This is a genomic window from Streptomyces flavusporus (genome assembly GCF_046267975.1).
Classification (GTDB): Bacteria; Actinomycetota; Actinomycetes; order Streptomycetales; family Streptomycetaceae; genus Streptomyces; species Streptomyces flavusporus.
In genome coordinates this window covers 311,358-336,886 of sequence record NZ_CP176503.1, presented here as the reverse complement: position 1 = coordinate 336,886, position 25,529 = coordinate 311,358, and the positions used below count along the sequence as shown (strand labels likewise).

Sequence of the window (25,529 nt, the reverse complement as noted above, 5' to 3'; positions counted from 1 at the left end):
TGCGCCGTCCGGACTCCCATCTCACCCCGCCACGAGCTCCCCGAAGCATCCCGCCCGGACAGGCCGCGGGCCTGCGGGTCAGCGCCGATAGAGCTGCCACATGGCAAGTTCGTCATCGTGCGCGCGAAGGCGTTCGACGGCCTCCATGGGAGTGCGCTGCTCGGTGAGTTCGTAGAAGAAGAACAACGGGGCGAATACGCTCGCATAGCCGAACGGGGCGCCGCGCGGGGCGATGTACATGCCGGCGCCGGCGTCGAGGAAGGCGTCGGCGAGTGCCGGCTCCCCGGTGTCGCAGCCGGTGACGAGTGTGACGCTGCCCGGCAGGTGGAAATGTTCGCGTACTCGGTCCGGGCCGACGGCACCGTTGAACGGCTGGAATCTGGCCAGTTCCTCGGCGACATCGTCCATCAGGATGCGTCCCTCGTCGCCGTGGCAGGACACGATCACATACGGTGCGATCGGTCGGCTGCCGTCCAGTGCCGCCACCAGATGGCGAGGCTGGCCGACCCGGAGATAGTTCACATGGACGCCGAAGACTTCCAGCCCGTCACGCAACGGATGCGCGAAGCCGCCCTCGATGTCGATCAGGTCGACCTCGGTCCAGGCCAGGCGACCTGCCTGGACCTCACGCACGCGCGACGGACGCTGAGTCGCCAGCCACTCCTCTTCGTCTCTGCGCATCATTCGCCCAAGATGCCACGGCCACAGCCGTCGACTCCGCTGATCACGCAATTCCAGTCAGAGCAGCGAAACGTGGCCGGCCCGCCTACCTGTACGGTCATGCCGGGGAGGCCGCTGCGAGCAGGCCGTGGTCTCGGTGCACAGGGTGAGGGAGGGCCTGGGTGAAGGTAGTTCTGGCGGGGGGAACCGGTCAGGTGGGCGGCATCCTGAACCGTGCGCTGACCGCCGAGGGCCATGAGGTCGTGGTTCTGACCAGACGGCCGGTGCGTGACCGTGACGTCCGGTGGGACGGCAGAACGCTCGGCCCGTGGACGGAGACGATCGACGGCAGTGACGTCGTGATCAATCTGGCCGGCCGCAGCGTGAGCTGTCGCTACACCGAGGGCAACCTCCGCGAGATGATGGACTCGCGCGTGAACTCCGCGCGTGTTGTGGGCGAGGCGATCGCGGCTGCCCGGCGGCCTCCCCGCGTCTGGCTGCAGATGAGCACCGCCACCATCTACGCCCACCGCTTCAACGAGCCCCACGACGAGGCGACCGGGATGATCGGTGGCACCGAACCCGGTGTTCCCGGCTACTGGGCCTTCAGCGTTGAGATCGCGAAGAAGTGGGAGCAGGAGCAGGAGCGGGCCAGGACACCGCATACCCGCAGGGTGGCCCTGCGCTCGGCGATGGTGATGAGCCCCGATCGTGGTGGCGTCTTCGACTACCTGCTGTGGCTGGCGCGCCTCGGCCTCGGCGGGTCGGTCGCGGGCGGCGCGCAGTACGTGTCCTGGATTCACGATCGGGACTTCGTTCGCGCGGTGGAGTTTCTGATCGACCGGGAGGATGTCGCTGGACCGGTCAATCTCGCGGCCCCCAGCCCCCTGCCGCAGCGGGCGTTCATGGGCGCGCTGCGCAGTGCCCGGGGCATCCCTGTGGGCCTGCCGGCGGCGAAGTGGATGGCCGAGATCGGCGCCTTCGTGCTGCGCTCCGACACCGAGCTCCTGCTCAAGAGCCGGCGGGTGGTGCCGGGTCGGCTGCTCGAAGCGGGATTCGCGTTCGACCACCCCGAGTGGTCGCAGGCCGCGGTCGACCTCGTGCGGCGGGTGCGTCAGGAGCGATCCCGTACCTGAGCGGTCCGGGGAGTCGGCCGGCACCGGCACACGCAGCCAGGAGCCCGACCGCGCTCGACGCTACGGCGACAACGTTCCGGCGCCCAAGCCGCAGGCCAGCTCCCAGCCGCCGGGACGACGCGACGGCACCCGGCTCCTCGAGGAACCGGGTGCCGTGCCGGTGTCGGTGTCGGGTGGTCAGCGCACGTACTGATACCGCCACGACCCGCAGACGACCCCCACGAGACAGTTGGGGTCTTCCAGTTCGTGGTGGAAGATCAGCGACTCGACCGGCGTCTCGTCCTCAGGGCTGTAGTAGTCGGTCCGGTAGAACTGGTGGTCCGGCATCTTGTCGTGGGAGCCGTAGATGTAGTGCCCGCCGTTTTGATACAGGTCCTGCTGGTTGGCGTACGTGATGCCGGCGAGCGAGGTGCAGTAGGGGTTGCCGACATCGTGCTCGATGACCGTACGCGCGTAGCTGCCGTCATTGCTGATGTTGCGCACGTCGAAGTCGTCGCCGTCGGCGGTGCGTGTGGAGTCGTACGCCCATCCGCCGTCCTCCGGGAGGACCCGGATGTAACGGTTGGTCGGCGAGATGCGCTCGCTCGTCCAGTCCGAGCCCGGCGCGGTCCAGAACCGGTACGACGCAGCCCTGGTGCGGAACTTGCCGGTGTCGTGGCCGACCTGGCGGTTGTCGCCGCTGTACCAGTAGTCGGGTCCGAACAGCTCACCCTCGCAGGGGAAGTCCGTCCAGCTCTCCGGTGCATCGAGGTACCGACTCGGAATGAACGTCTCGTAGTCCGTGACGGTGGAGGTGATCCCCGTCGGTGAGAACGGCACCGCGTCGCCCGGCTTCGCCGCGGCGGACACCTGGGAGAGCTTGGTCGAGGGCGCGGTCAGCTCGACACCGTAGCGCTGCCCCGGCGGCTGCCGTTCCTCCCGGCTCTTCGGCTCGGGCGTCTGCCCGATCACCTCGATTCGGCCCTCCTGACCGAGCACCCGCGTGCTGCGCACGCTCAGTGTGGCGCTGTCTGCCGAGAGGCTGCGCTGCCCGCCGAGTCCGCCGCCGGTGACCTGGTAACTGCGGACCCCCTCCGCACGCTGCCACGACACCAGGGTGCCTGCGGGGGTGCTGACCGAGACCAGTGGCTCGAGGCGGGTGCCGGCGGGCGGATTGGTCGCCAGGATCCTGGTGACAGAGGTGTTGCTGTCCTTGCCGACGGCCGCGACCAGGAGATCCGCCGAGTCCCCGCTCCGTAAGGGCACTTTCGCCTGTGACTCCTTGCCGGACCACAGCACCTTGTGCTCGCGTTCGTCGATGGCGAGGTACGAAACGGCTCCGCCGACATCCGCCCAGTCAGCCTCGACGAAACCGCCGCCGACCTCGGCCGTGACACCGCCGATCGATTCTCCCGCTCCCTGACGGTCTGCCGCTTGAGCTGGTCCCGCCATGGTCAGACCTGCCATGACAGCGGCGCCGACAGCGCCCAGCGCCATGCCGCGCCGTAACGTCCGGCCTGATTCAAAATCACAGTGATCCCCCTTGCGACTCGGGCATGTCCATGCCAGTCAAGTGGAGCGACCCGGCGAACCTCCAGAGGGAGTCAAGCCATGGGTGACGCTCCGTCCGGCGCGGGACCGCCGTATCGGGCACAGCGTCGACACAAGGAAGTCACGCAGGAAGCACGGGATCCTCGAGCCCTCCGTAATCAGATGGCCGGCCTCCGGAGCTCTCCTGGGGAAGGAGCAGGCGACGGCCACCTCGCAGCCCGCGGAGCAGAGAACCCCCTGAACCCGGTGGCGGTTTTGCCGGGTTGTCCTGAAAGTGTCACGCGGCAACTCTTGAAGTTGATCGGACGACACGAACTGCACCGGCTGGAACGAATGCGGTGCTCCTCGAAGTTGACGTGCAGCCTTCGAACTTCGCGGCACGGGCTTCTTGGCTGCAACTACTGCCGCTCGAGCTGGGATATCGTGCTCGCCGCTCTCGGATCTCCCGTGCCCCGAGAGATCTTGGCGTGTCTTCCTTTCGTCGGCCGCGACCCTGGGGCACAGGTGATGACCCGTTGTCCCGTCAGGAAGGGGGAACCCGTTGATGCCGGTCCGCACACCGCAGCGGATCGCGTCCGCGATATCGGCGCTCGCTGCTCGCAGGGCCCTACTTCACTGCCGCTGGGTCAGATGGTGCAAGCCATTCTCCAGCAGCGTGAACGCGTGCTCGGCGTCTTCCACGGCACCCGCATAGCGCTCGTCGGCGGGTTCCCCGTATGCCAGGCGTTCGGCGTTGTCCTGTGCCAGTGCCCACTGCACCGCGACGATTTGGACGGCAGCAAGCCGCGCGGTGAGTTCCGGAGTGTCTGCCGTTTCCTGCAACGCCTGGGCGAGTGCGCGTTCGGCGCCGGTCTTGAACCCTTCCATCCGGGCCACCAGTGAGGGCGCGTCGAGGATCATCCGGTGGACCCTCCGCACCTGGGGATGGTCGTTGAGCCCGGTGATCGGGTCCCGCTCGCGCAACCCGGTGAGGAAGCGCTCGCGCAGTGCGGTCAGCGGGACGGTGCCAGGCGGGCGGGCCCGCACCACCCGGGCGGCCTCGGTCTCGTGGTCGGCGAGGCGATGCACCACGAGGCACCATCAGCCAACTCACCGTCAACGACGTCCACATCGACGACGGCGCCGTCTCCATCACGTTCGGCACCTCGCCGGTCGTCCTCCCCGCGCCGCTGGACAGCCTGGTCCGCGAACTCGTCGCGACCCGCCGCGGCAAGGCCAAGATCGGCACCCCGGACGACGTCCCCTGGCTGTTCCCAGGAGGGCACCCTGGACCCCCTCTCACCGACAGCCATATCGACAAACGCCTCCACGGCATCGGGATCCGGCCCAAACAGGGCCGGTCCACCGCGATGTTCACTCTCGCCACCGAGCTCCCCGCCGCGATCCTCGCCCGGATGCTCGGAGTCCACAAAGTCGTCGTCCAATGGCAGAAGGCATCAGCTGGGGACTGGACCGCCTACGCCGCCGACGCTTACGGTGATCGGAGTGGCCCGTCGTCGGACCTACTACGCAAGGGCCCGTCACGCTGTCGGCCCGACCCTCATCCCGGGCCGACGACAAGTCTGGACATCCTCCCGAGCGCCAGCCCGTCCAGCCTGCGATCACGTGTTCGGCGGTCAGAGCGCCGGGTGTCTTCACCGAAGCCATGGCGCCGGTCTGCGATATCAGCGATCATATGGCGCGACGGGGGGTGCTATGCGACGGCGATGGTTAGTAGGCGGCGCTCTTGCCGCAGTTGGCGGCATGGGCTACGCGGTCCGGATGCTTCAAGTGATTCCGAGCGGATCAGCTGCCATCGTCGAACGCTTTGGTCTTTACAGCCGGACTCTGCATCCCGGGCTGCACACCATCACGCCGTTTGTGGACACGATACGGAACCGCATTGACTTGCGGGAGCAGACAGTTCCATTCCCGCTGCGCATCGTCTCGATGTATGACGGCACCGATCTGCCCGTCGAGTTCACAATTCAGTACAGCGTCACCGATCCAGTCAAGGCAACTTATGGCACGGCCAGCTACATTCATGCACTTGAGCGTCATGCCGCATACGAACTCACCTATGCCCTTGCGAACTTGGCTGCTGCCGACGCACGCCTGTCGCTTCAGCAAATCGCCGAGTCGGTCCGCTGCGTGCTCGCGCCGCGGGCCCAACGATGGGGTCTTACCCTGCACGAATTCCTATTGACGCTTGGTGAGGTTAAGACCAGCGATGTCGAAGACGAAGCTCGCGTGGCTGCTCAGCACGGCGGGGCTTCTGCACAGTTCTACGCTCCGCACATGACTATGAATGTCCTTCCCAACGGCCAGATCGCCCATCAGAAGCCGTATCTCAACCGAACGCGATCCCTTGATTTCTGCTGGTCAGGCATGGTTTCGCTCGGGGTGAGGGAGGCATGCGGCGTCTTGTGTCCGCTTCATGACCGAGGGGTGCGCGGTGGCGTCGGTGCTGGGAATGCTGGAGGAGCGGGAGGCGGCTGCCCGCGTGCGGGTGGAGGGTCTGCGGGAGGAAGCCGCGCGGTTGGCTGAGGTGTTGGAGGCCGCGGAGATCGAGCTGGACCGGCGAGTGATCGCGCGGGAGGAGTTGGTCGAGGCCCTGGCCGCGTCCGCGGCCGAGGCGACTGCCGTGACCGAGGCGGAGCAGGAAACGGCGTGCTCACCGGTGCCGGTGCCGGGCTCGACGGTGCCGCCCTGGCGGGACGGGCTGACGGTGTCGGTGCTGGCACCGGACTACCAGCGGATTCTGGGCGTGCTGGAGGAGCGGCGGTCAGCGGGCAGGGGGCCGGCGAAGGCCAAGGAGATCGCGGTGGGGCTGGGCCTGGGGACGACGCCGGCGAAGGTCGAGGGGGTGCGCTCGAAGGCCAGGCGCTTGGCAGAGCGGGGGTGGCTCCTGCAGGAGACGTCGGGGATGTTCAGCGCCGGCCGGCGGCCCGTGGACGTGCCAGACGCCGGCCCATCCGCGTAACCATCGACCACCGGATCATCGCCTCGCTGGAAGCGGGCAGAGTCTCGTAATCACGGGCCAGACGGCGGGAGTTCATCAACCACGCGAACGTGCGCTCTGCCACCCAGCGTCTGGGGAGCACCACGAACCCTGTCATGTCGTCGGTGCGCTTGACGATCTCCAAGGTCAGGGCGAGTTTGTCCCGGCACCAGCCAACGAGGCCGCCGGTGTAGCCGCCGTCGGCCCAGACGAGGGTGATGTCGCGGTGCAGACGGCGCAGCCGCTGCAGCAGGCCCGCCGCGGCGTCCCGGTCGCCGATGTTCGCGGCGGTGACCGCGACGACCAGGAGCAGGCCGAGGCAGTCGGTCACGATGTGCCGCTTTCGCCCGGGCACCTTCTTCCCGCCGTCGTAGCCGCGTGAGGAGGCCGGCACCGTCGCGGCGGCCCGCACCGACTGCGCGTCGATGATCCCCGCCGTGGGCTCGGCCTCACGGCCCTCGCGCTCACGGACCGTCCCACGCAGCCGGTCATGGAACTCGGCGATCAGCCCGTGCTCGCGCCAGCGGCGGAAGAAGGCGTAAACCCGGCCCCATGCGGGGAAGTCCGCGGGCATCGCCCGCCACGAGATCCCGCCCGCGACCAAATAGCGGATCGCGTCCAGCATCTGGCGGTGGCAATAGCCCTCGGGCTGCCCGCCTCTGCCCTGCAGCCAGGCCGGCACCGGCAGCAAAGGCCGGACCTCCGCCCACTCCGCGTCCGTCATGTCCGACGGATACCGGCGCACCCGATCGGGATGATCGGCCGCGTTGCCGTACACGTGCGCGAGGCAATCACACGATGGTGCAGCCGAGTTGAACTGGACGGGCTCGGACGCGTACAACAACGACACCAGGGCCTCCCGGCATTGCTCGGTTAGATTCGCATCCCCGAGCTACCGAGAGGCCCTGTCTTCATGCGCGTACAACGGGAAGATCACCCCGGCGGGAAACCTGTTCGACCCGCACGTTCCATGATCGGTTGAGATACGGCTTCTCAGATCAGCGGGGGACTCGACAAAATGAGTAACTGGAATATTGGCAGGCAGGAGATCTCCGGTGGAAATGTGCAACAAGGAGATCACAATATCCAAGACAACCGAGGGTTGGATCCGGAGAGCGCCGGACGAGCTCAGGTCGTGATCGCTGAACTCCTGGAAGTGCTTCGTGCAGAACGACAAGCAGGCCAGCTTTCGAATCAATCGCTGATCGAGGAGGCTGAGGTCATTGAAGGGGAACTTGTAGCTGCTGAACAGGAAGGCCGCGCACCTGACGTCGGCTTGATGCGGCGGGCATGGCGCCAGATGAAGGCTGCGGCCGGTCCAGCGGCGATCGCTGTGGCCGGGAGTGCGACAGCGGACCTCGTGACCCAGCTCGGTCAGTTGATCGGCGCGTGACAGGCCGTCCTGAGCAATGGGACGGATAGCGACCGGGCGGCATCGCAGTGAAGAGCGAACGCGCAGGAGCGAAGACGTGCGGGTGCGTGCGGACGGCCTCCGGAGGCGGCCGCCAAGCAGGTGGGCACATCGGTGATCTTGGTGACCGCAAGACTGCCGACCTGACCTCTACTGTGCTTCCGCTGATCTCCGGCACCCCAACCAGGGCATTCGGACACTTCCAATACCCGACTGCACCGTTATCACGACCAGGCGGAGCCCAGGCCCGCCTCCTGGCCGAGATCAACGAGCACGAGCAGCAGCACAAGGAGGATCTCCTCCTCGCTGAGTACCGCAACTACCAGCGCGGCGTCATGCCGTCCGGTCCGGGAGCCCGCGATCTCATCGAGTTCTTCACCAGCGTCGACGGTGAACGCAGCGCCGTCGACACTGCACCATCGGTCTGGGGCAGCGACGAGGAGGTCCGTGTCATGCTGTCCGCCCGTGCCAGAACCCTGCACCTCGGCACCGCGAACTACTGCTGGTTCACCGACCCGAGCAAGGCTCTGTGCCTCCAATTGGCCGGCACGCCGAAGGCTGACCGGCCCTCGCAGGCCTCTGCGACTCCGCCCGCTGTTCACAGGCCACCCACCACCCCTGCCACCGGCCGGTCTGGGCCGAGACGATCCGCACCAGCAGAGCCTTCATCGAAGGTCTGTTCCGCCCCCAGAAGACCGAACGCGCGCGACTCACCGCAGCCGCCTCACAAGCGGAACGCGTCGTCACCGAGATCGACGCCGCCGCAGGCGCCAGCACCGACCACGGAGAACGGATCTGATGGGCCGCATCACCGAAGAGGACCGCGCCCGCAACGAACGCGCCATCTGAGCAGCCATGGACAGAGTGCTGTCCGGACAGCTCCAACCACACCAGCGCTGCGACCCCAAGACACTCGCCCAGGAGCCGGGAGTCACCCGGACCGGCTTCTACCCCAGACGGAATGCGGATGGATCAGTCCGCCCCGGCCCCTACCAGCACCTCGCCCGGGAGTTCCAGCGCCGCCTGGCCGCCCTACAACAGGCCGGAACCATCGCCGACCCGCGCGGCGCTCAGATCGAACGACTCAAGCACGAGGTCGACCAACTCGGCGCACACCTCGCCCGCCAGGAGTCCGTGATCAACCAGCTCACCGAATTCAAGCAGCGAGCAGTCAGCCAACTTGCAGCCCAGCACGCCGAGATCGAGCACCTACGGTCCGCCTCCCTGGGACCGACGGCTGTCGTCCGTTCTGTGCCGACTCCGCACCGACCACGGCTGTGATATCGCTCACCCAGTCCTGGCGACGGCAATGCGACATCAACCATTCCAGCCGGTGAGCAAAGGCAGACCTGTCGCGTCTGCGCCGAAGGGACACGGGGCCGGGAGCACGTCGATGGCCCGCACAAGTGATGTTGTTGTCGCCTTGGGCCAGCGCCCACTGTGCACGCCGATACGCAGGGCCAGTCCCCCGAGGTGCAGAGCGGGCCCGGCCCAGAACGAGCATCGTGGCGGCTGACGTGTCACAACTGGGCTCCGCCGTCACATCCTCGACCGTCACCCGTGCCGGGGGCCTGCACACGCCGGGGGCGCCGAGCACCGTTGTTGTCGGACCTGTTGTCAGTGGCCTGCGGCATGATGCGGGGCATGTGACGGCCCGTCCGACAGAGGGTCCCCGAGGCCGTCGGCGACGAAGGGAGGGGTTGCCGTGCGCAGGCCGGTCACAGGCGAGGTGCACGTTCACTACGGTCAGGTCTACGTCGAGAGCGATCCGGAAAGCGCGAACCCGGACCTCTCCGAAGCGTTCGCAGGCCAGAGCGGGGGGCTGTGCGGGGCCGCGGTCCCGGGTGTGCTCTGGCTGATCACCGGACTGCACACGGGCAACGTCGGCTTCGTCGTGGAGGTCCACGACGAGGCCCCTCCGCTGGACCCGGTCTGGGAGGACGTGGTGGAGGTGTCTTTCCGCCCGGTGTCGGAACGCACCAGTTTGGTGCAGTGGGCGGGCGAGGCAGCGTGGGACCTGGATCTCGCCCGGACCGACTACCGGGTACGGTACTGCGCCCGGGGGATGGACGAGGGACGGGAGCTCGACACCAGAGTGGCCGGGGAGCCACAGGCGGACAGCTACCTCCTGCAGTTCTGGCCCGCGCAGCCCCGCCCGGACCGCGTGGTCCGCCAGACCTCGCGGAACGCCGCGTACTGGCACCGCTATGCGCGCGAACTTCCGCCGCCACCCACACCCGAGCAGCGAGCCGAGACCGAACGCCTGGCCCGCCAGGCGGAGGAACGGGCCGCAGAGGAGCGGCGACTGCACCGCGAGCGGCGGGAGTGGGGCGGACGGCTGCCGAGCGAGGGGCTGCGCGGTGTCGGCGGCAATGTCCGCGGTCTGCTCCGCTTCGACAGTGATCTGGTGCACGCGCTTGATGCTGCGGGTTCCGAGGTCCAGCGTGCGGTGGCGTCGCTGGCCGCCCGGCGGGCCTGTGAGGCAGCGGGCCTGACCGACGTGCCGTGGGTCACCCAGGCGCTCACCGCGTTGACGAAGCGACGTCCGCTATCGTCGCCGTTCGACGACGCGGCCCGGCTGTGGGAAACCCTGCGCTCCGACCCGCGGGTCCCGAGGCGGTCGGTGCTCGAGGCGATACCTCCCGAGCGACCGCCATACCGCCCACCGACGCCCCCGGCGGCGACCGGGTGGTCCTGGGTCCCGGCCGCGGAATCGGGGGACAACGGGCGAAGGCGGCGGGGCCTTGGCCGGGCACTGGGCGCGCTCGTACCGACGGCGCCCGCCGGCGATAGGCCAACACCGACCGGAGGCGTGGGGCACGGCGCCGCCGTGGTGGTGCACGCCTCCGGCAATCCGCGCGGACCCGAGCGGATCTCACAGCCGCATTTCGCTCTTCCCGCCGTGCTCGCCGCCGCCGAGCCCGCCCCGCTGAGGGCGGCACTGGACGCGGTGTGGGCAGCGGTGAACACGTACGGCGAGCGCTACCCAGAGCTGCTGGAGGAGATCCGGTCGGCGTGCGCCGAGCAGGTCGAAGCCAGCTGATTGAACGCATCCACGCTGGTCCGCTGCCCACTGCGGCGGACCAGCCAAGCTCACGGCCCCTTCATTCATGGAGGGCGAACGACGCACGTTCTTGCCACTTCGTGCCGTCATGCACCATGAGGTCAACTGACGAGACCCGGGACGTGACGGGCAGTCTGCCGAGAAGGTCGGCCAACGCGCTCGCCGGTACCGACCGCCCCTTCGTTCTCGCCTCCGGCCTGGCAGGCCTCGCGTCCGGGCGGGTGGCGACCGAGCGGGACATGCCCACGATCGACGGCTCGCCGGTCTCGATCCGGTCGGCCACCGCCCAGGCGGCGCTCGCACTCGCCTGGCGCGGCGTGCGCTCGTCCGTGGTGCGACTGTCTCCGACCTGCCACGGCGAGGGGGACAACGGATTTGTGGCGACCCTGGTCGCCATCGCCCGAGCCAGGGGTGTCTCCGGCCACATCGGCGACGGCGCCAACCGCTGGCCGGCCGTCCACCGCCTCGACGCCGCACAGCTGTTCCGCCTGGCGGTCGAGAAAGCCCCGGCGGGATCAGTGCTGCACGGCGTCGCAGAGGAGGGCGTCCCGATCCGCGACATCGCCGAGGCGATCGGCCGTCACCTCGGCGTCCCGGTGACCTCCGTGGCCCCCGAGGCTGCGGCCGAGCACTTCACCTGGCTCGGCGCCTTCCTCGGCCTCGACGCCCCGGCGTCGAGCACCCTGACCCGCGAACTGCTGGACTGGCAGCCGACCCACCCCGGCCTCCTCGAGGACCTCGACAAGGGCCATTACTTCCACACGCCTGCCATCACCGCCTGACCAGCCGCGAACGTGCCACCTGTGTGGCGCGCACCCAAGCTCACGCAGACGTTTCCGCAAGGTCGACGATCTGCCGGACTGGGTAGCGCACCGGGCCGCCCTTGACCGGCCACGTCTCCAGCAGGCGGGCGTTCTGGGCGTGGTTGGGCCGGTCGGCGGCGTCGTACGTGCTGTCCGTCGGGTCAAGCAGTTGCTGGCGGGTGAGCCGTCCGGTCCGAGCTGGTCGGCCCGGAACCGGCCGCAGAGCGACCAGCCCGGCCGGTGGGCCTTCCCGCTTACTGACCCGACGGCGCCCGGTGTTTCTCCGGGCGCCGCAGGCAGGCGAGTGGGCGCCTGCCGGGTGAGTGTGGTTACGGGATTGCGATCAGGCGGTGGTGCGGAACGGCCCGGTGACCTCGTAGGTGATGCCACCGGAGGAGCTGCCGGACGTACCACGCTGGCTGGAGAAGTACAGCCGCCTGCCGTCGGGGGAGAAGGCCGGGCCGCAGATCTCCGAGCTGGACTGGCCGGTGATGCGCAGGAAGGGGGCGACGATGTCGTCGGGGGTGATGATGCAGATCTCCATGTTGTCGCCGTCCTCGGCGACGAACAGGTCGCCGGAGGAGCTGCCGGTGACGTTGTCGACGCCGGTCAGCGGTGCGGTGCCGTTGGTGACCAGGTTGTCGTCGTAGGCCAGTTCGTAGGTGCTGTTGAGCAGGTTGAGCTGCCAGACGCGGTTGTCGCCCTTGGTGGTGAACCAGACGGTGTCGCTCGCGTAGTGGCAGCCCTCGCCACCGTTGAAGATCTTGGCGCCGGAGACCTGGTCTCGGGTGTAGGTGGGGGAGCCGTCCGGGTCGGGCACGTTCGTCCAGGTGAAGGAGCCGGAGGTCCCGGTGCCGGCGACCAGCACCTGGAGGGTGCCGGAGGACAGGTCGCCCCAGGTGGTGGGGATGAACCGGTAGAGGCAGCCGTCCGACTCGTCCTCGGTCAGGTAGATCACCTTGCGCACCGGGTCGGCGGCGGCCGCCTCGTGCTTGAAGCGGCCCATCGCGTCGCGCCGGACAGCGGCCTTCACGCCCCACGGGTCGGTCTCGTAGACGTAGCCGCGGCTTACTTCCTCGCAGGAGAGCCAGGTGTTCCACGGGGTGGCGCCGCCCGCGCAGTTGTTCCGGGTGTTGGACAGGATGCGGTAGGCGCCCGTGATGGTGCCCGAGGAGTTGAACTTGACGGCGCCCGCGCCGCCACCGGTGCCGAGCTCGGAGTTGGAGACGTAGATCCAGCCCGTGCCGTCGGCGAAGCATGCGCCGCCGTCGGGGGCGCCGTGCCAGGTGTAGGACGTGCCGGGGACCGTCTGGCTGGAGCGGGCGATGACTCTGCTGGTGAAGCCGCTGGGCAGCATGATCCCGTTGGCGTCGGCGGCCAGCAGGCCACCGTACGGGCTGGTGCCGTTCTGGGCCGGGGCCGCGTAGGCGGCACCGTGCATGAGGGTGCCGCCGAAGACGGCGGCCGAGGTGCCGATCACTGCACCGCGCAGAAAGCTGCGACGTTCCACAGGTACTCCTTCGTCGAAGAAGGGCGAACGGTGGCTTGTTGAGCGCCGCCGACTGGTCACCGGGGACCCTAGGGCCCCTGGCAGGGGACGGTAAGGATCCCTCGGGCCAACTCCTCCCGGCCAACTGGTGAGTAGATTTGGCGCAGAAACGATCAGCCCGTCAGTAAATGAACCATCAGGGAATTCCCCCGGACCAACTGGTGCAGATTCCTTGATGGGAAGCAGGCCAAGGAGCCCCGGGCCGGTGGCGATTCCCGCTCACCGATGCTGTGGGGCGTCGTCAGGCCGGCATCAGCGGACCGATCTGTCCTCTACATCGGTGCGCCACGTCGCTTCGCGGGATGTGATCGCTTCAGGCCGCAGTCGGGGCGTACACGCCGGGTCCCGTCCCGCGCGGATCCCGGTGGTCATCCATGTGACGCGGGCTTCTCGGCGCCTGGAGCGTGGGGCCGCCTCGAGCAACTGGGCTCGGCGCACAGCGCTGCGGTTGGCGCGTGTCGTGAAAGTTATGCCCGTACCGATTCGGTGCGGGCCGGGATTTCATCGCGCACCCGGTATCGGTAGTGCAGCGGTGACTCCCCTACCTCCCGTTTGAACGCGGTGCTGAACGCACTCTCCGAGGCGTAGCCCAGTTCGACCGCCAGCGACCCGACGCGGACATCGCTGTCACGAAGAGCGCGCTGCGCCAGTAGCATCCGCCAGCGGTTGAGATAGGTCAGCGGCGGCACGCCTGCCACGGTCCGGAAGCGTTCGGCGAACGACGTTCGCGACATCGCCGCGGCGCGCGCCAGTTCCTCCAAACCCCAAGGTTTTCCAGGTTCGGTGTGCATGAGGCTGAGCGCTGGACGCAACCGTTCGTCGGTCAGCACCCGTAGCCATCCCGGGGGCAGCTCGGCCTGATCAGCGGAGCATTGCCTGCCGCACCGTGATGCCATGGCGTGAGCGAAGCCGCCTGAGTTCCCACAGGCTCACCGCGGTGATGGACAACGGTGCACCGAAGACGAGGGCCATCCTCACGCCGAAGGGCGCGGCGTCATAGGTACCGGTGAACAAGTCGGAGAGCGCGAGTTCCCACACCAGCACCGTCGCCAGCAAGGGCGGCAGCGCTTCGTGGATGTCGGCGGTGCGGAACACGTGAACCAGGACCATGGCAATGCCGTAGAGGATGAACGGCACCACCCACATCAGGAAGAAGAGCGAGAAGGCAAGGCGTGCGTAGGCCCCGGGGGACGGGGTCGCGTCATCGGCGATGAGAATGTCCCCGAAGACGCCGTTGCCCAGCAGCAGGATGAAGACGATCGAGCACAACAGCGCGCACAGCGCTCCCAGCGGTTTCAGCGCACGCCGCAGGAACAGCTGCCGGTTGGGCGGGCGGGTCGCCGCGATGAACCCCGCCACGCAGATCGGGAACGTGATCGCCAGCAGGTTCACAGAGGTCTCGACCTGATCCATGCGCTGGTCCAACAGATCCTCGGCGTCTGCCACCAGCCGGTATGCCAGCAGGACGCCCACCACCGCGACGAAGCCGACCACCGTACGCACGACCTGGACCTTCTTCACGGCCGGGTCCTGAACCCGGTCGGGTCCTGAACCCGGTCGGGCCGCGACGGAGTGAACACCCGGCGGCCGACCGCGATCGGATTGATCGTGCGCCACACTCGGCTCCGCCATGAGGGACGGCGCTGCGGAACCGGGGGACCAGGGGACCACACCGGAGCCGGGCCCCTGGCGGTTGTCCGCCGTACGGCCCCCAAGGGTTCTGCCCCGCGCTTCCACTCATCGCCTGCCCCCGTTGCTGTGCCCGTACGTCGCCCGTACGTCGCCTGCAAGCCGTCCGAGAGCATACGCGCCCGGCGAGCAGCTCAAACCATGGCTCAGGCGTCATCCTCGCCCGACCCGACCTATGACGATTTCCGCGCCCGGCGCGGTTCCACCATGGCCCGAGTACGGGCTCAGCCCACCGCGCCGCAGCCCCCGCCGTGCGTGTCCGCGGTCGGCGTCAACCCAGGCGGCACGGTCGTCGACCACGGCATCAACGGCAACCGGATCCGGTACGGCAACTTCACCGTCACCGGGTTCAACGCCGGCGGCTACCTGCCGATACACCCCGAGACCGTCCCGCCGGCCGCACTGAAAGCGGTCGCCGACGGCCTCGCCGACACCGAGATCGAACACTCGCTCTGAACGCTCCACGCCTGCCGCGCTGCGGGAGCTTCCGGATGCGGACCGGTCGCGCGATATGAACGATCCAATCACCTTGGTTCCCAGGGGTTGACGCGACGCTTCCCGGGGCGCATGTTGAACGATCAAATCGGCCCGGTGACGGACCGCGGGGGCGGGGCGCCTGCCGCGGAGCCGTTCAGAGGCATGCGCAGGATCGCGAGGAGGAGCACGGTGAGTTCGTCGCAGATGAGCCGCAGAGAGGCCGGCACCCCGGCCGCCGCCAAGGCGGGGACGGTGAGGCGGCGGTCCGCCTGGGCCGTCGCGGCGTCCGCCGCATTGCTCGCCACCACTCTCGCCGGGTGCGGCGGGGACTCCTCCGAGCCGTCGGCCGGCAGCCCGGGGGAGTTCTCCGGGCGCGGCCCGATCACCCTCGCCACCGGCAAGGACACGACCGGCACCATCCAGGGCCAGCTCGACCGCTGGAACAGCGAGCATCCGGACGAGAAGGTCACCCTCGTCGAGCTGCCCGAGAGCGCGGACCAACAGCGGCAGCAATTCATCCAGAACGCGCAGACCGAGTCGGACGCCTACACCGTGCTCAACCTGGACCCCATCTGGGTCGCCGAGTTCGCCGCCAACCAGTGGATCGACGAACTGCCCGCCAAGGAGTTCCCGCTCGACAAGATGCTCCCCGCCGTCGTCAAGACCGGCGAGTACTTCGGCAAGCAGTACGCCATCCCGTTCAACACCAACGCGGGCCTCCTTTTCTACCGCAAGGACCTGCTGGACAAGGCGGGCGTGCAGCCGCCCACCACCTGGGACGAGATGAAGGACGCCTGCGCCGACGTCGCCGAGCTGCCCGAGGGCAAGGGCGTCGACTGCTACGCGGGCCAGTTCGACAAGTACGAGGGCCTGACCGTCAACTTCGCCGAGGCCGTGGCCTCGGCGGGCGGCACCGTCGTCGACGCCGAGGGCAACGCCACCGTCGACACCGAAGAGGCCAAGAAGGGCCTGCAGTTCCTCGCCGACGGCTTCAAGGACGGCACCTTCCCCAAGGAGTCCTCGACCTACCAGGAGGAGGACGGCCGCCGCGCCTTCCAGGCGGGCAAGCTGCTCTTCCACCGGCAGTGGCCGTACCAGTGGGCACTGGCCAACGCCGAGGACGGCTCCAGCAAGGTCGCCGGAAAGTTCGGGGTGGCGCCGCTGCCCGGCCTGGACGGCCCGGGCAAGTCCTCCCTCGGCGGACTCGACCTGGCGGTGAGCAAGTTCGCCAAGAACAAGGCCACCGCGCTCGACTTCATCAAGTTCTTCTCCAGCGAGGCCAACGCCCGCACCAACCTGAAGGTCACCTCGGCCGCCCCACCGTACGCCGGCCTGTACGACGACCCGGCCCTGCGCCGGCAGTTCCCCTACCTGGCCGCCCTCAAGGAATCGCTGAGCAGCGCCGTGCCCCGGCCCGTGGTCGTGCAGTACGGCGACGCCACCGCCGCCATCCAGGAGAGCGCGGCCGCGGCGCTGAGCGGATCGAAGTCGGTCGACGCCGCACTCGCCGACATGCAGCGGAACCTGTCCGCGGCGATCGCCGAGAAGAAGTAGCCGGCGGAAGAGGTCCCCTGGTGTCCGTCCTCTCCCAGGCGAGGCCCCGCCGCGACGCCGGATCCCGGCCCCCGCGCACCTCGCGCAGGGCCGGGACCGGCAGGCTGGCCGCCGCCCTGCTTTCTCCCACCCTGATCGTGCTCGGCCTGGTCGTCGGCTATCCGGTGCTCGCGGCCTTCCGGCTGTCGTTCGTCGTCTCCAGCGACTCCATCGATCCGCAGACCGGCTTCAAGGTGACCACCACCTCCTACGGTCTGGACAACTACGAAGCCGTCTTCGCCGGCGACCGCTTCCTGCGGCCCTGGTGGAACACCACCTCCTTCGCCCTCGTCTCGGTCGCCATCGAGGTGCTGATCGGCGTCGCGATGGCGCTGGTGATGCACCGGGCCTTCCGCGGGCGGGCGTTGGTGCGTGCCGCGATCCTGGTCCCCTGGGCGATCCCCACGGCGATCTCGGGTCTGCTCTGGAAGTGGATCTTCAACAGCCAGGGCATCGCCAACGAGCTGCTGGGCGCCAAGGTGCTGTGGAGCAGCGAGGGTTTCCAGGCCTGGCTCTCCGTGGTGATCGCCGACACGTGGAAGACCGCGCCGTTCATCGGGCTCCTCGTCCTGGCCGGGCTCCAGATCATCCCGGGCGAGCTGTACGAGGCGGCCAGGGTGGACGGGGCCTCGCCCTGGCGCGCCTTCTGGCGGATCACGCTGCCGCTGGTCCGCCCGGCGCTGGTGGTCGCGGTGCTGTTCCGGCTCCTGGACGTTCTGCGCATGTTCGACCTGCCGTACGTGCTCGTCGGCCCGCGCAAGCACTCCGTCGAGACCCTGTCGATGATCGCCTTCGAGGAGATGAGCAACCTGCGGTTCGGCACCGCGGCCGCCTACGCCACCGTGCTGTTCCTCTACATCGCGGCGGTCGCCTTCGCGTTCGTCAAGCTGTTCGGCGCCGACCTGATCGGCCGGGGCACGAGGAGTTCACAATGAGCACGACCCCGACCACGAGCATCGGCCGATTCCGCACCGGCTCCCTGACCCGCCGGATCGGCATCGCCGCCATCGTCGTCTACTGCCTCGCACCCTTCTACTGGATGGTGGTCTCCAGCCTGCGCAGGCCCTCCGAGCAGTTCTCCAACTCCCCGCTCCCGGTGCCGGTCTCCTTCGACAACTACGCTGCGGCCTTCGACGCGCGCAACGGCTTCGGCCGCGCGCTGCTCAACAGCCTCGTCGTCGCCGGGGCCACCACCGCGCTCACCCTCGTTGTCGCGATCTTCGCCGGCTACGCGCTTGCGCGGCTCCACTTCCGCGGCAAGACGCTGATCCTCACCCTGATCATCGCCGCGTCCATGTTCCCGCCGATCACTCTGGTCGTGCCGCTGCTCCGGCTCTTCACGGACGCGGGCTGGATCAACACCTACCAGGCGATGATCGTGCCCAGCATGAGCTTCGCCCTGCCGCTGGCCGTGTGGAATCTCACCGCGTTCTTCCGCCAGATGCCGGCCGAGCTGGAGAAGGCCGCACAGGTCGACGGCTGCACCCCCGCGCAGGCGTTCCGCAAGGTCGTACTCCCGCTCGCCGCGCCCGGCATCTTCACCACGGCGATCCTGGTCTTCATCTGTGCCTGGAACGAATTCCTCATTGCCGTCAGCGTCGTGAACGACCGGCAGATGATGACAGCGAACGTGATCGTCTCCCTCTTCACCGGCCAGTACAAGTACGACCAGCCGTTCGGTACGCAGATGGCGGCAGGTGTCGTCGTGACGCTGCCGCTGGTCTTGGCGGTGCTGTTCTTCCAGCGCCGGATCGTCGACGGACTCACTGCGGGAGGCCTGAAGTAAGTGACGGACCCGAGCAGGGCAGCCTCCCCCGACGCGTGGGTGCTGACCACCGACGACCCTTCCCCGGCTTCCCGTCGGGGGGACCACCCCCTCGCCGCGCTCACCGGCTACCACCCCACCTTCACCGGCAACGGCTACCTGGCCGCCCGGGTCCCGGCCGCCGGGAACGGATTCGCCGAGGCCCCGGTCCGTACCCAGTTCCACGTGGTCGGCCTCTACACCGGGCACGCGGGGGAGTGGTCGCGCAAGGCCGGGCTGCCCGCATGGTCGACGCTCGATGTCGGCGACGACAGCGGAACGTTCAACGGCGCCTTCCTCCCGCCGACTTGTGAGCGGAGCAGCGAGCACCCGGTGGGCGGGGACTGGGCCGCGGTCGGCAGCCCCGCCCCGGCCGCCGCCGCCCGCGGCATCGCGCACTACCGGCAGTCCCTCGACCTGCGGACCGGCGTCATCACCACCGAGGCCCGCTGGACCTCCCCCGCCGGGCGGGTCACCGACGTGCGCTACGAGGTGCTCACCGACCGCTCCAGGCCGCACGTCGCCGCGGTGGCCGTGACCGTGCGGCCGCACTGGGACGGGCGGCTCGAAGTGACCGACGCGCTCGACGGCCGGGCCGCGACCCGGGTCCGGGACACCCGGACCGGGGCCGGGGAGGGGCGGATCTGGCTGACGACGGCCGCCGAGGGCAGCGGTATCCCCGCTGCCCTGGTGTCCCTGCTGCGGGGCCCGGCGGCCCACCCGTACGCGGAGTCCGAGGGCGACGGCTCGGTTGACCGGCGGGTGGTCGCGGACGTGGTCGCGGGCCACTTGTACACCTTCACCAAGTACGTGGGCATCGCCACCGGCCACGACGCGGACGACCCCCTCGCCCTGGCACGCACCGCCGCCGAGGAAGCCGCCCGGGCCGGATACCGGCGGCTCGCGAGGGACAACTTCCGCGCCTGGCAGCGCGAATGGGAGGGCGACATCGTCGTACGCGGCGACGCACGGCTCCAACGGCAGGTGCGGGCCGCCAAGTTCTACCTGCTCACCAGCGCGCGCGAAGGCTCCCCGTGGTCGCCGTCCCCGGCCGGGCTCTCCAGCGACGGCTACAACGGCCACGTCTTCTGGGACACCGAGACCTGGATCTGGCCGAGCCTGCTCGCCCAGCACCCCCGCATCGCCGGCAGCGTGCTCGACTACCGGGTCGACCGGCTGGACGCCGCCCGCGCCTACGCCGCCGAGTGCGGCCAGGAGGGCGCGCGGTTCCCCTGGGAGAGCGGCCTGCACGGCGGCGAGGACACGCCCGCGTGGGCCCCCTTCGGCCGCTACGAGCAGCACGTCAGCTCCGATGTCGCCCTCGCCTTCTGGCAGTTCTGGCTGGCCACGGGCGACGAGCGGTGGCTGCGCGAGAAGGGCTGGCCGGTGCTGCGCGCGGTGGCGGACTTCTGGGCGAGCCGCGCGGTGTCCGGAGCGGACGGCTCGTACCACATCAACGGTGTGATCCCGCCCGACGAGTATGCCGACGAGCCGAACGACGACTCCGTCTACACCAACGTGGCCGCCCGTGCCTCGCTGCGCTTCGCCGCCGAGGCGGCCGCGGCGCTCGGCGAACCGGCCGACCCGCGGTGGGCCGAGGTCGCCGACGGACTCGTCGTCCTCTTCGACGAACGGCTCGGCGTCCACCCGGAGTTCGCCGGGTACGCCGGGCAGCTGATCAAGCAGGCCGACGTCGTGATGCTGGCCTACCCGTGGGAGAACCCGCAGCCCGACGAGGTCACGCGGGCCGACCTGGCGTACTACCGCGCGCGCACCCACGACAACGGGCCGTCGATGACGGACTCGGTCCACTCGATCGTCCACGCCCACCTCGGCGATGCGAAGGCGGCGTTCGAGCACACGCGGCGCAGCGTCGAGCCGTTCCTCCGAGCCCCCTTCGACCAGTTCGCGGAGGGCCGCACGGGAGGCGCGTTCACCTTCCTCACCGGCCACGGCGGCTTCCTTCAGGTGTTCCTGTACGGCTACTCGGGGCTACGGTGGCGGCCGGACCGGGTGGAATTGGCGCCGATCCTGCCCCAGGAGCTGGACGGCATCACGCTGCAGGGCCTGCGGTGGCGGGGGCGGAGCTTCGACGTCGACATCCGCCCGGACGCCACGGCGATCCGGCTGCGAGAGGGTGACCCGTTGCCGGTCGGGTCCTGCGGCCGCCGGTACCGGGTGCCGAGCGGGGGCGAGATCACGATCCCCACCCGGCCACCCGCCCCGGCCCGGTAGGCGTATGGCGGGTCCTCGCGCCCCGGCCCTCCTTGCCAACAGGCGGACCGGGCCCATTGAAGACGTCGTCGAAATGCCGCCTGCCGTGGTCTTCGAGGTCCACACGCTGGATCGACGATCCGCAGTCGACACCGCGGGATCCGCTGATCCCCGTGGTCACCCGCTGGCCCGGAGCACCAACTCCGGCTCCAGGAGGCGCTGGAGGGGGTCCAGGTCCGCGGGGCCGGTGGTGGCGCGGAGGAGTTCGGCCATGATCAAGCGGCCCACCTCCTCGATCGGCTGGCGCACGCTCGACAACCCCAGCGCCGACGCCGCCGCCGTGTCGTCGAAGCCCACCACGGCCACGTCCTCGCCCGCCCGCAGCCCGCGGTCACGCAGGGCCTGGAGCGCGCCCACCGCCAGCGTGTCCGTCGCCGCGACGACCGCACTCGGCGGCTCCGGTCGGTCCAGCAGCTCGGCCATGAGGCATGTCCCCGTCGATATCGCGTCCGGCCCGCGTACGTCCAGCCGGTGGCTCTGCGCCAGCAGGCCGTGCCGGTCCATGGCCGCGAGCCAGCCGCGCGCCCTGGCGTCGCCGACGCTCGTCCCCTCCGGCCAGCCGAGGAACCCGATCCGCCGGTGGCCCGCCGCCACCAAATGGTCGACGGCGGCCTCCGTTCCGGCCGCGTTGTCGATGTCGACCCAGCTGTAGCGGTCGGTGCCGGCAGCGGTGCGTCCGAAGGCGGCGAAGGGAACGCCGGCGGCGATCAACCGCTCCGGCCGCTGATCGTGCGGCTCGATGTCGTAGAGCACCACACCGCTCACGGCACCGGTGCGCCAAAGTGCGGTGCAGTGGTCGCTCTCCGCGTCCGTGTCGGCTGCCGTGAACAGCAGCACATGGTGGTTCCCGGCCTGACCCGCCTCGACGAGCGCGTGCAGGAAGCGGTCGTTGATGGCGGCCACGGACTCGGTGGACACCGGCTGGATCCGGTACCCGACCATCCCGGGCGAGCTGGCCCGCAGCGAGCGGGCCACCCGGTTCGGGTGGTAGCCGAGCTCGGCGATGACCTGCTCCACCCGCTCGCGGGTCACGGGGCGTACGCGGTGGGGTGCGTTGAGCACGTTGGACACCGTCTGGCGGGAGACCCCGGCCGCCTGAGCGACGTCCGAGATCGTGGCGGAGCCTCCCTCGGCAGGGCGCCCGCGCCCGGAGTTGAGTGCCACGCTCACTCCCTGGATGGTCTCGGCCGAACGGTGAACCGTACACGGGGGACGGACGGTCGGCCGCGTCCTCGGGCCCCCGTGCCCCAAGGCGGTTGATTTTATCGTTCAAGCCGCCGTTGTCGATCCCCTGCCTCGGTGCGGCACCCGCGCGGCGGCGACGAATACCAGAAGAGGGCCCGCCACGAACCGACATCGCCCGCACGGCCGCCCAGCGCTGCCCGGCTGCGGCGGTGAGCGCTACGCGGCGATGACCGCGGCGCCCGTGCGGCCGCCGTCGACGTCCACCACGGTTCCGTGTACGAAGGCGGACTCGTCACTGGCCAGCCAGACGGCCGCGTGTGCGACGGCGTCCGGCGTGCCGACGCCGCCGGCCGGGGTCCCGTTCATCATGACCTGGCCCGGATGGGGTTCGCTTCCCTCCGGCGCCGGGGGCAGGATCACACCCGGCGAGATGGCGTTCACTCGCACGCCCATTGGCCCGAACTCGGCGGCCCATGCCCGGGTGAGCGTCTCCATGGCTCCCTTGGTGGAGCTGTAGAGCGCGCCGACCGGGACGCCGAGGCGGGCGATCCAGGAGCCGAGGTTGATGATGACCCCGCCACCGGCCTCGGTCATGGCGGGGGCGACGGCAGCGGTCAGGAAGAAGGGTGCCTTCACGTTCACCGCGTAGACCTGGTCGAACGTCTCCTCGTCGGTCGTGGTGGTCGCGGCGGCCGGGTAGATGCCGGCGTTGTTCACCAGGATGTCGATCCGTCCGCTCAAGGTCTCGCGGGCCCGTTCGGCGAGGTTCTGGGAGGCTTGCGCGCTGCCGTCGAGGTCCGCCACCAGGAAGTCGGCCCGCCCACCGGATGCCCGGATGCCCTCAACCACCTTCGCGCCTCGTTCCCGGTTGCGCCCGGACACGATGACGTGCGCCCCCTCGGCGGCGAATGCCTCGGCGATCGCCTGCCCGATATTGCTGGTCGACCCCGTGACCAGCGCCGACTTGTTCCGCAGTCTTTCACTCATGTGTGATTCCTTGTCTGGCCACTGCGCGGTCGGGGCAGCCGACCGGCTTCGGACGGCGGCCCGGTGTCCGAGCCGCGCGACCCACTGTGCGTCGCCAAAAATGAACTGGCAAGTCCAGAAATGCGCGAGTCAGTCGGTTCCCGGTCTGTAAACTGAACTCACCAGTCCACTGACGTAGGGGGCACGATGCCGGACGCGCCGACGGCCAAGGGCCGGGCCACTCGGGCCCGCATCGTCGAAGGCGCGGCCGAGGTGCTGCGAGAGCAAGGCGTCGCCTTCACGACGCTCGACGACATCCGCGGCCGTACCGGCACGAGCAAGAGTCAGCTCTTCCACTACTTCCCCGACGGCAAGGACGAACTGCTGCTGGCGGTGGCCCAGTTCGAGGCGGATCGCGTCCTGGCGGATCAGCAGCCGCACCTGGGGAGTCTCGACTCGTGGGAGTCCTGGTACCGGTGGCGGGACGCTGTGGTGGAACGCTATGAACGACAGGGGGATCAATGCCCCCTGGGATCTCTGTTCCTGCAGGTCGGGCGGTCCCGCCCCGGCTCACGGGCCATCGTGACGGAGCTGATGCGCCAGTGGCAGGAGCAACTCGCCCGCGGTATGCGTGCCCTTCAGGCGGGCGGCCTGGTGTCGCCGGCCTTCGACGTGGATCGGGCGGCCGCGGCGTTGCTGGCCGGTATCCAGGGAGGCGTGGCGATCATGATGGCCACGGGCGACACGACCCACCTCGAGGCGGCGCTGGACAACGCCATCGAGAACCTACGGGCATCGGCGACCGGGCGCACCGGCAAGTGACGGCATCAGCCGTCGCCGCGCAGGACCGGCGCCACCGCATCACCGAAATCGACCTCGGCTTCCATGCCCGGCTGGTGACTCTGCTGGTGACGTGGAGTGCACGGGGGGTGCGGCTCCGTGCATGGAGCCTCGGCTGCCGGAGGAGTGCGACACGCAGGGGGCCGCGGTGACGTTGGGGGGCCTGTGCCCTGTCTGCCGGGCCGCGCCTCCGGCGTCCTGACGGCGCCGGAGGCGCAACCGATCCCAGCCCTCGGTTGCCCGGTGCGAAAAGCGGTTGCGGCTCGTGGGCCGTCGCCTGGGCGTGTTGGGGACGGTTCAAGGCGGATGACCGCCGCGCATGAGTGCCCGTTGCATCACAGCCGATGAGCATTTCATCCCGATAAGATGCATTTTGTGATCAGGTCCGGACGGCTCCGGCGCCGCCACCCACCCCACGGTGGCCAGGGGAAAGCAGTACTGATGTCACCGGTGATTATTACCGTCGTCATCAGCGGCCTGGCCGTCTCCACCCCGAGGGAGATCGCCTTCAGTCGCCTGCTGCCCGCGGCACCCGCCCTCGCCGCCGCGATGTGGCCCGTACTCCCGACGGTCCTGCTGGGGGCGTTCTGCCTACTGGTCATGATCGGGCTCAGCTTCGTCTACTCCGATCTGGGGACGCCGTACACGGCTGCTGCGATCGTTGCCGTCACCTTGGCGGCCGCGTATGCAAGCCATCTCCGACTCCAACGAGAGGAGACACTCTTCCAACTCCGGCTCGTCGCGGACGCAGCCCAGAAAGTGCTGCTGCGCCCGCTGCCGCGCCGGATCCAGGACGTCGAAATCGAGTCGCTGTATCTGGCGGCCCAGGAGCAGGCCCGGATCGGAGGCGACTTCTACGAGGCGGCCGACACACCGTATGGGGTTCGGCTGCTCATCGGCGACGTGCGCGGCAAGGGCCTGTCGGCGGTGGGGGCGGCCTCGGTGGTGATCAACTGCTTCCGGGAGAACGCGTACGACCAGCCCGAACTGAAGGGCATCATCCGTCGCCTGGAGACCAGCATCGCCCGCTACAGCATGGCGACCCCCGCCCACGATCAGCCGGAGCACTTCGCCACCGCTCTGATCGCCGAGATCCCGTACGGCGGCGGGCACATCAGAGTTCTCAACTGCGGGCACCCACCACCGCTGCTGGTGCAGCGCGGGGAGGTGCACGTCCTCGAGCCGACCATCCCCTCGGCGCCCCTCAATCTCGCGGCGCTCGTCGGAGACGACTACTGCGTCGACACCATCGCCTTCGTCCCGGGTGACCAAATACTGCTCTACACCGACGGGGTTTCGGAGACCCGGGACCGCACCGGCGAGTTCTTCCCGCTGCCGGACTGGATGCGGCAGCACTGCCCGGCGCCGCCCCGTGAGCTGCTGGACCGGCTTCACCGGGACCTGCTCCACTACAGCGGCGGAAGACTCGACGACGACATCGCCGCGCTCGCCGTGCGCTGCCGGCCCACAGGGGCTCCGGAGCGCTCCGTGTAGGTGGCTGGAAGCCGTGCGGGGACTCGCCCGCCGAGCCTGGGCATCCCACCCCGGCGGTCCTACTCCTGATCGGC

Annotated in this window: 21 protein-coding genes and 3 pseudogenes; 14 read left to right on the top strand and 10 right to left on the bottom strand. The window is 69.3% G+C overall.

All coding sequences use genetic code 11. The features are described from left to right. Positions 1 to 78 precede the first annotated feature (78 nt). Positions 79 to 732 carry a hypothetical protein gene (locus ACKTSN_RS01800; protein ID WP_409467445.1) on the bottom strand — a complete coding sequence of 218 codons (654 nt, stop codon included), beginning with the start codon at positions 730 to 732 and terminating at the stop codon, positions 79 to 81. Between the two features lie 110 nt (positions 733 to 842). On the opposite strand from ACKTSN_RS01800, the gene ACKTSN_RS01795 reads away from it, so the two are divergent. Then, on the top strand, positions 843 to 1,796 hold the full coding sequence (locus tag ACKTSN_RS01795) for a TIGR01777 family oxidoreductase (protein ID WP_409467444.1): 954 nt from the start codon (positions 843 to 845) through the stop codon (positions 1,794 to 1,796). Positions 1,797 to 1,973: 177 nt separating this feature from the next. On the opposite strand, the gene ACKTSN_RS01790 is transcribed toward ACKTSN_RS01795, so the two are convergent. Beyond that, positions 1,974 to 3,272 (bottom strand): hypothetical protein, encoded by a 1,299-nt coding sequence (locus ACKTSN_RS01790; RefSeq protein ID WP_409467443.1) that lies wholly within the window; start codon positions 3,270 to 3,272, stop codon positions 1,974 to 1,976. Between the two features lie 666 nt (positions 3,273 to 3,938). Next, a pseudogene (locus tag ACKTSN_RS01785) lies at positions 3,939 to 4,400 on the bottom strand (TetR family transcriptional regulator); the annotation flags it as partial. 669 nt (positions 4,401 to 5,069) lie between these two features. On the opposite strand from ACKTSN_RS01785, the gene ACKTSN_RS01780 reads away from it, so the two are divergent. Then, the gene (locus ACKTSN_RS01780) at positions 5,070 to 5,852 is read left to right on the top strand and encodes an SPFH domain-containing protein (protein ID WP_409467442.1); all 783 of its coding nucleotides are present in this window, start codon (positions 5,070 to 5,072) and stop codon (positions 5,850 to 5,852) included. Between the two features lies 1 nt (position 5,853). After that, complete coding sequence (locus ACKTSN_RS01775; RefSeq protein WP_409474704.1) at positions 5,854 to 6,288, top strand: hypothetical protein; 435 nt, start codon at positions 5,854 to 5,856, stop codon at positions 6,286 to 6,288. Here the strand turns inward: ACKTSN_RS01775 and ACKTSN_RS01770 are convergent. Next, positions 6,236 to 7,084: an IS5 family transposase gene (locus ACKTSN_RS01770; protein ID WP_409467250.1), complete on the bottom strand. Its 849-nt coding sequence runs from the start codon at positions 7,082 to 7,084 to the stop codon at positions 6,236 to 6,238. The two genes, ACKTSN_RS01775 and ACKTSN_RS01770, sit on opposite strands and share 53 nt — an antisense overlap. 240 nt (positions 7,085 to 7,324) lie before the next feature. Between ACKTSN_RS01770 and ACKTSN_RS01765 the strand changes: the two genes are divergently transcribed. Beyond that, a complete protein-coding gene (locus ACKTSN_RS01765; RefSeq protein ID WP_409467441.1) occupies positions 7,325 to 7,699 on the top strand; it encodes a hypothetical protein in 375 nt (124 codons plus the stop codon). Positions 7,700 to 7,941: 242 nt separating this feature from the next. On the opposite strand, the gene ACKTSN_RS01760 is transcribed toward ACKTSN_RS01765, so the two are convergent. After that, a complete protein-coding gene (locus tag ACKTSN_RS01760) occupies positions 7,942 to 8,199 on the bottom strand; it encodes a hypothetical protein (protein WP_409467440.1) in 258 nt (85 codons plus the stop codon). Between the two features lie 373 nt (positions 8,200 to 8,572). Between ACKTSN_RS01760 and ACKTSN_RS01755 the strand changes: the two genes are divergently transcribed. From ACKTSN_RS01755 to ACKTSN_RS01745, 3 genes and pseudogenes are all read left to right on the top strand, one after another. Continuing rightward, positions 8,573 to 8,998, top strand: coding sequence for a hypothetical protein (locus ACKTSN_RS01755; protein WP_409467439.1), 426 nt, complete (start codon positions 8,573 to 8,575; stop codon positions 8,996 to 8,998). Between the two features lie 424 nt (positions 8,999 to 9,422). Further along, entirely contained in the window at positions 9,423 to 10,760 is a 1,338-nt protein-coding gene (locus tag ACKTSN_RS01750; protein ID WP_409467438.1) for a hypothetical protein, read from the top strand. Between the two features lie 173 nt (positions 10,761 to 10,933). Beyond that, positions 10,934 to 11,563 (top strand): annotated as a pseudogene (locus ACKTSN_RS01745) (3-beta hydroxysteroid dehydrogenase); the annotation flags it as partial. 364 nt (positions 11,564 to 11,927) lie between these two features. Here the strand turns inward: ACKTSN_RS01745 and ACKTSN_RS01740 are convergent. The 3 genes and pseudogenes from ACKTSN_RS01740 to ACKTSN_RS01730 form a co-directional block, all read right to left on the bottom strand. Next, positions 11,928 to 13,094 (bottom strand): alkaline phosphatase PhoX, encoded by a 1,167-nt coding sequence (locus ACKTSN_RS01740; RefSeq protein WP_409467437.1) that lies wholly within the window; start codon positions 13,092 to 13,094, stop codon positions 11,928 to 11,930. 506 nt (positions 13,095 to 13,600) lie between these two features. After that, positions 13,601 to 13,996 (bottom strand): annotated as a pseudogene (locus tag ACKTSN_RS01735) (helix-turn-helix transcriptional regulator); the annotation flags it as partial. Next, on the bottom strand, positions 13,995 to 14,654 hold the full coding sequence (locus ACKTSN_RS01730) for a hypothetical protein (RefSeq protein WP_409467436.1): 660 nt from the start codon (positions 14,652 to 14,654) through the stop codon (positions 13,995 to 13,997). The gene ACKTSN_RS01730 and the pseudogene ACKTSN_RS01735, both read right to left, overlap by 2 nt. A gap of 309 nt (positions 14,655 to 14,963) precedes the next feature. Here ACKTSN_RS01730 and ACKTSN_RS01725 point away from each other — a divergent pair, with 309 nt between their 5' ends. The 5 genes from ACKTSN_RS01725 (at position 14,964) to ACKTSN_RS01705 (ending at position 20,931) form a co-directional block, all read left to right on the top strand. Then, positions 14,964 to 15,278 carry a hypothetical protein gene (locus ACKTSN_RS01725; RefSeq protein WP_409467435.1) on the top strand — a complete coding sequence of 105 codons (315 nt, stop codon included), beginning with the start codon at positions 14,964 to 14,966 and terminating at the stop codon, positions 15,276 to 15,278. Between the two features lie 210 nt (positions 15,279 to 15,488). Next, positions 15,489 to 16,853, top strand: coding sequence for an ABC transporter substrate-binding protein (locus ACKTSN_RS01720; protein ID WP_409467434.1), 1,365 nt, complete (start codon positions 15,489 to 15,491; stop codon positions 16,851 to 16,853). Positions 16,854 to 16,873: 20 nt separating this feature from the next. Then, positions 16,874 to 17,827, top strand: coding sequence for a carbohydrate ABC transporter permease (locus ACKTSN_RS01715; protein WP_409467433.1), 954 nt, complete (start codon positions 16,874 to 16,876; stop codon positions 17,825 to 17,827). Continuing rightward, positions 17,824 to 18,678 carry a carbohydrate ABC transporter permease gene (locus ACKTSN_RS01710; RefSeq protein ID WP_409467432.1) on the top strand — a complete coding sequence of 285 codons (855 nt, stop codon included), beginning with the start codon at positions 17,824 to 17,826 and terminating at the stop codon, positions 18,676 to 18,678. The genes ACKTSN_RS01715 and ACKTSN_RS01710 overlap by 4 nt, the downstream gene beginning before the upstream one ends. After that, positions 18,679 to 20,931 (top strand): glycosyl hydrolase family 65 protein, encoded by a 2,253-nt coding sequence (locus ACKTSN_RS01705; RefSeq protein WP_409467431.1) that lies wholly within the window; start codon positions 18,679 to 18,681, stop codon positions 20,929 to 20,931. Between the two features lie 156 nt (positions 20,932 to 21,087). Here the strand turns inward: ACKTSN_RS01705 and ACKTSN_RS01700 are convergent, their stop codons facing one another. Together ACKTSN_RS01700 and ACKTSN_RS01695 are read right to left on the bottom strand one after the other, a co-directional pair. Further along, on the bottom strand, positions 21,088 to 22,134 hold the full coding sequence (locus ACKTSN_RS01700; protein WP_409467430.1) for a LacI family DNA-binding transcriptional regulator: 1,047 nt from the start codon (positions 22,132 to 22,134) through the stop codon (positions 21,088 to 21,090). A gap of 237 nt (positions 22,135 to 22,371) precedes the next feature. Next, positions 22,372 to 23,142, bottom strand: coding sequence for an SDR family NAD(P)-dependent oxidoreductase (locus ACKTSN_RS01695; protein ID WP_409467429.1), 771 nt, complete (start codon positions 23,140 to 23,142; stop codon positions 22,372 to 22,374). A 186-nt stretch (positions 23,143 to 23,328) separates the two neighbouring features. Between ACKTSN_RS01695 and ACKTSN_RS01690 the strand changes: the two genes are divergently transcribed. Both ACKTSN_RS01690 and ACKTSN_RS01685 read left to right on the top strand, forming a co-directional pair. Beyond that, positions 23,329 to 23,943 (top strand): TetR/AcrR family transcriptional regulator, encoded by a 615-nt coding sequence (locus tag ACKTSN_RS01690; RefSeq protein ID WP_409467428.1) that lies wholly within the window; start codon positions 23,329 to 23,331, stop codon positions 23,941 to 23,943. A 459-nt stretch (positions 23,944 to 24,402) separates the two neighbouring features. Further along, positions 24,403 to 25,455 (top strand): PP2C family protein-serine/threonine phosphatase, encoded by a 1,053-nt coding sequence (locus ACKTSN_RS01685; protein WP_409467427.1) that lies wholly within the window; start codon positions 24,403 to 24,405, stop codon positions 25,453 to 25,455. Positions 25,456 to 25,529 lie beyond the last annotated feature (74 nt).

What these genes read in the sequence shown, in the direction of transcription:
- ACKTSN_RS01685 (WP_409467427.1), top strand. Translation starts at nt 24,403, where the DNA reads ATGTCACCGGTGATTATTACCGTCGTCATCAGCGGCCTGGCCGTCTCC.
- ACKTSN_RS01690 (WP_409467428.1), top strand. Translation starts at nt 23,329, where the DNA reads ATGCCGGACGCGCCGACGGCCAAGGGCCGGGCCACTCGGGCCCGCATC.
- ACKTSN_RS01790 (WP_409467443.1), bottom strand. Translation starts at nt 3,272, where the DNA reads ATGGCGCTGGGCGCTGTCGGCGCCGCTGTCATGGCAGGTCTGACCATG.
- ACKTSN_RS01725 (WP_409467435.1), top strand. Translation starts at nt 14,964, where the DNA reads ATGGCTCAGGCGTCATCCTCGCCCGACCCGACCTATGACGATTTCCGC.
- ACKTSN_RS01755 (WP_409467439.1), top strand. Translation starts at nt 8,573, where the DNA reads ATGGACAGAGTGCTGTCCGGACAGCTCCAACCACACCAGCGCTGCGAC.
- ACKTSN_RS01695 (WP_409467429.1), bottom strand. Translation starts at nt 23,142, where the DNA reads ATGAGTGAAAGACTGCGGAACAAGTCGGCGCTGGTCACGGGGTCGACC.
- ACKTSN_RS01710 (WP_409467432.1), top strand. Translation starts at nt 17,824, where the DNA reads ATGAGCACGACCCCGACCACGAGCATCGGCCGATTCCGCACCGGCTCC.
- ACKTSN_RS01780 (WP_409467442.1), top strand. Translation starts at nt 5,070, where the DNA reads ATGGGCTACGCGGTCCGGATGCTTCAAGTGATTCCGAGCGGATCAGCT.
- ACKTSN_RS01765 (WP_409467441.1), top strand. Translation starts at nt 7,325, where the DNA reads ATGAGTAACTGGAATATTGGCAGGCAGGAGATCTCCGGTGGAAATGTG.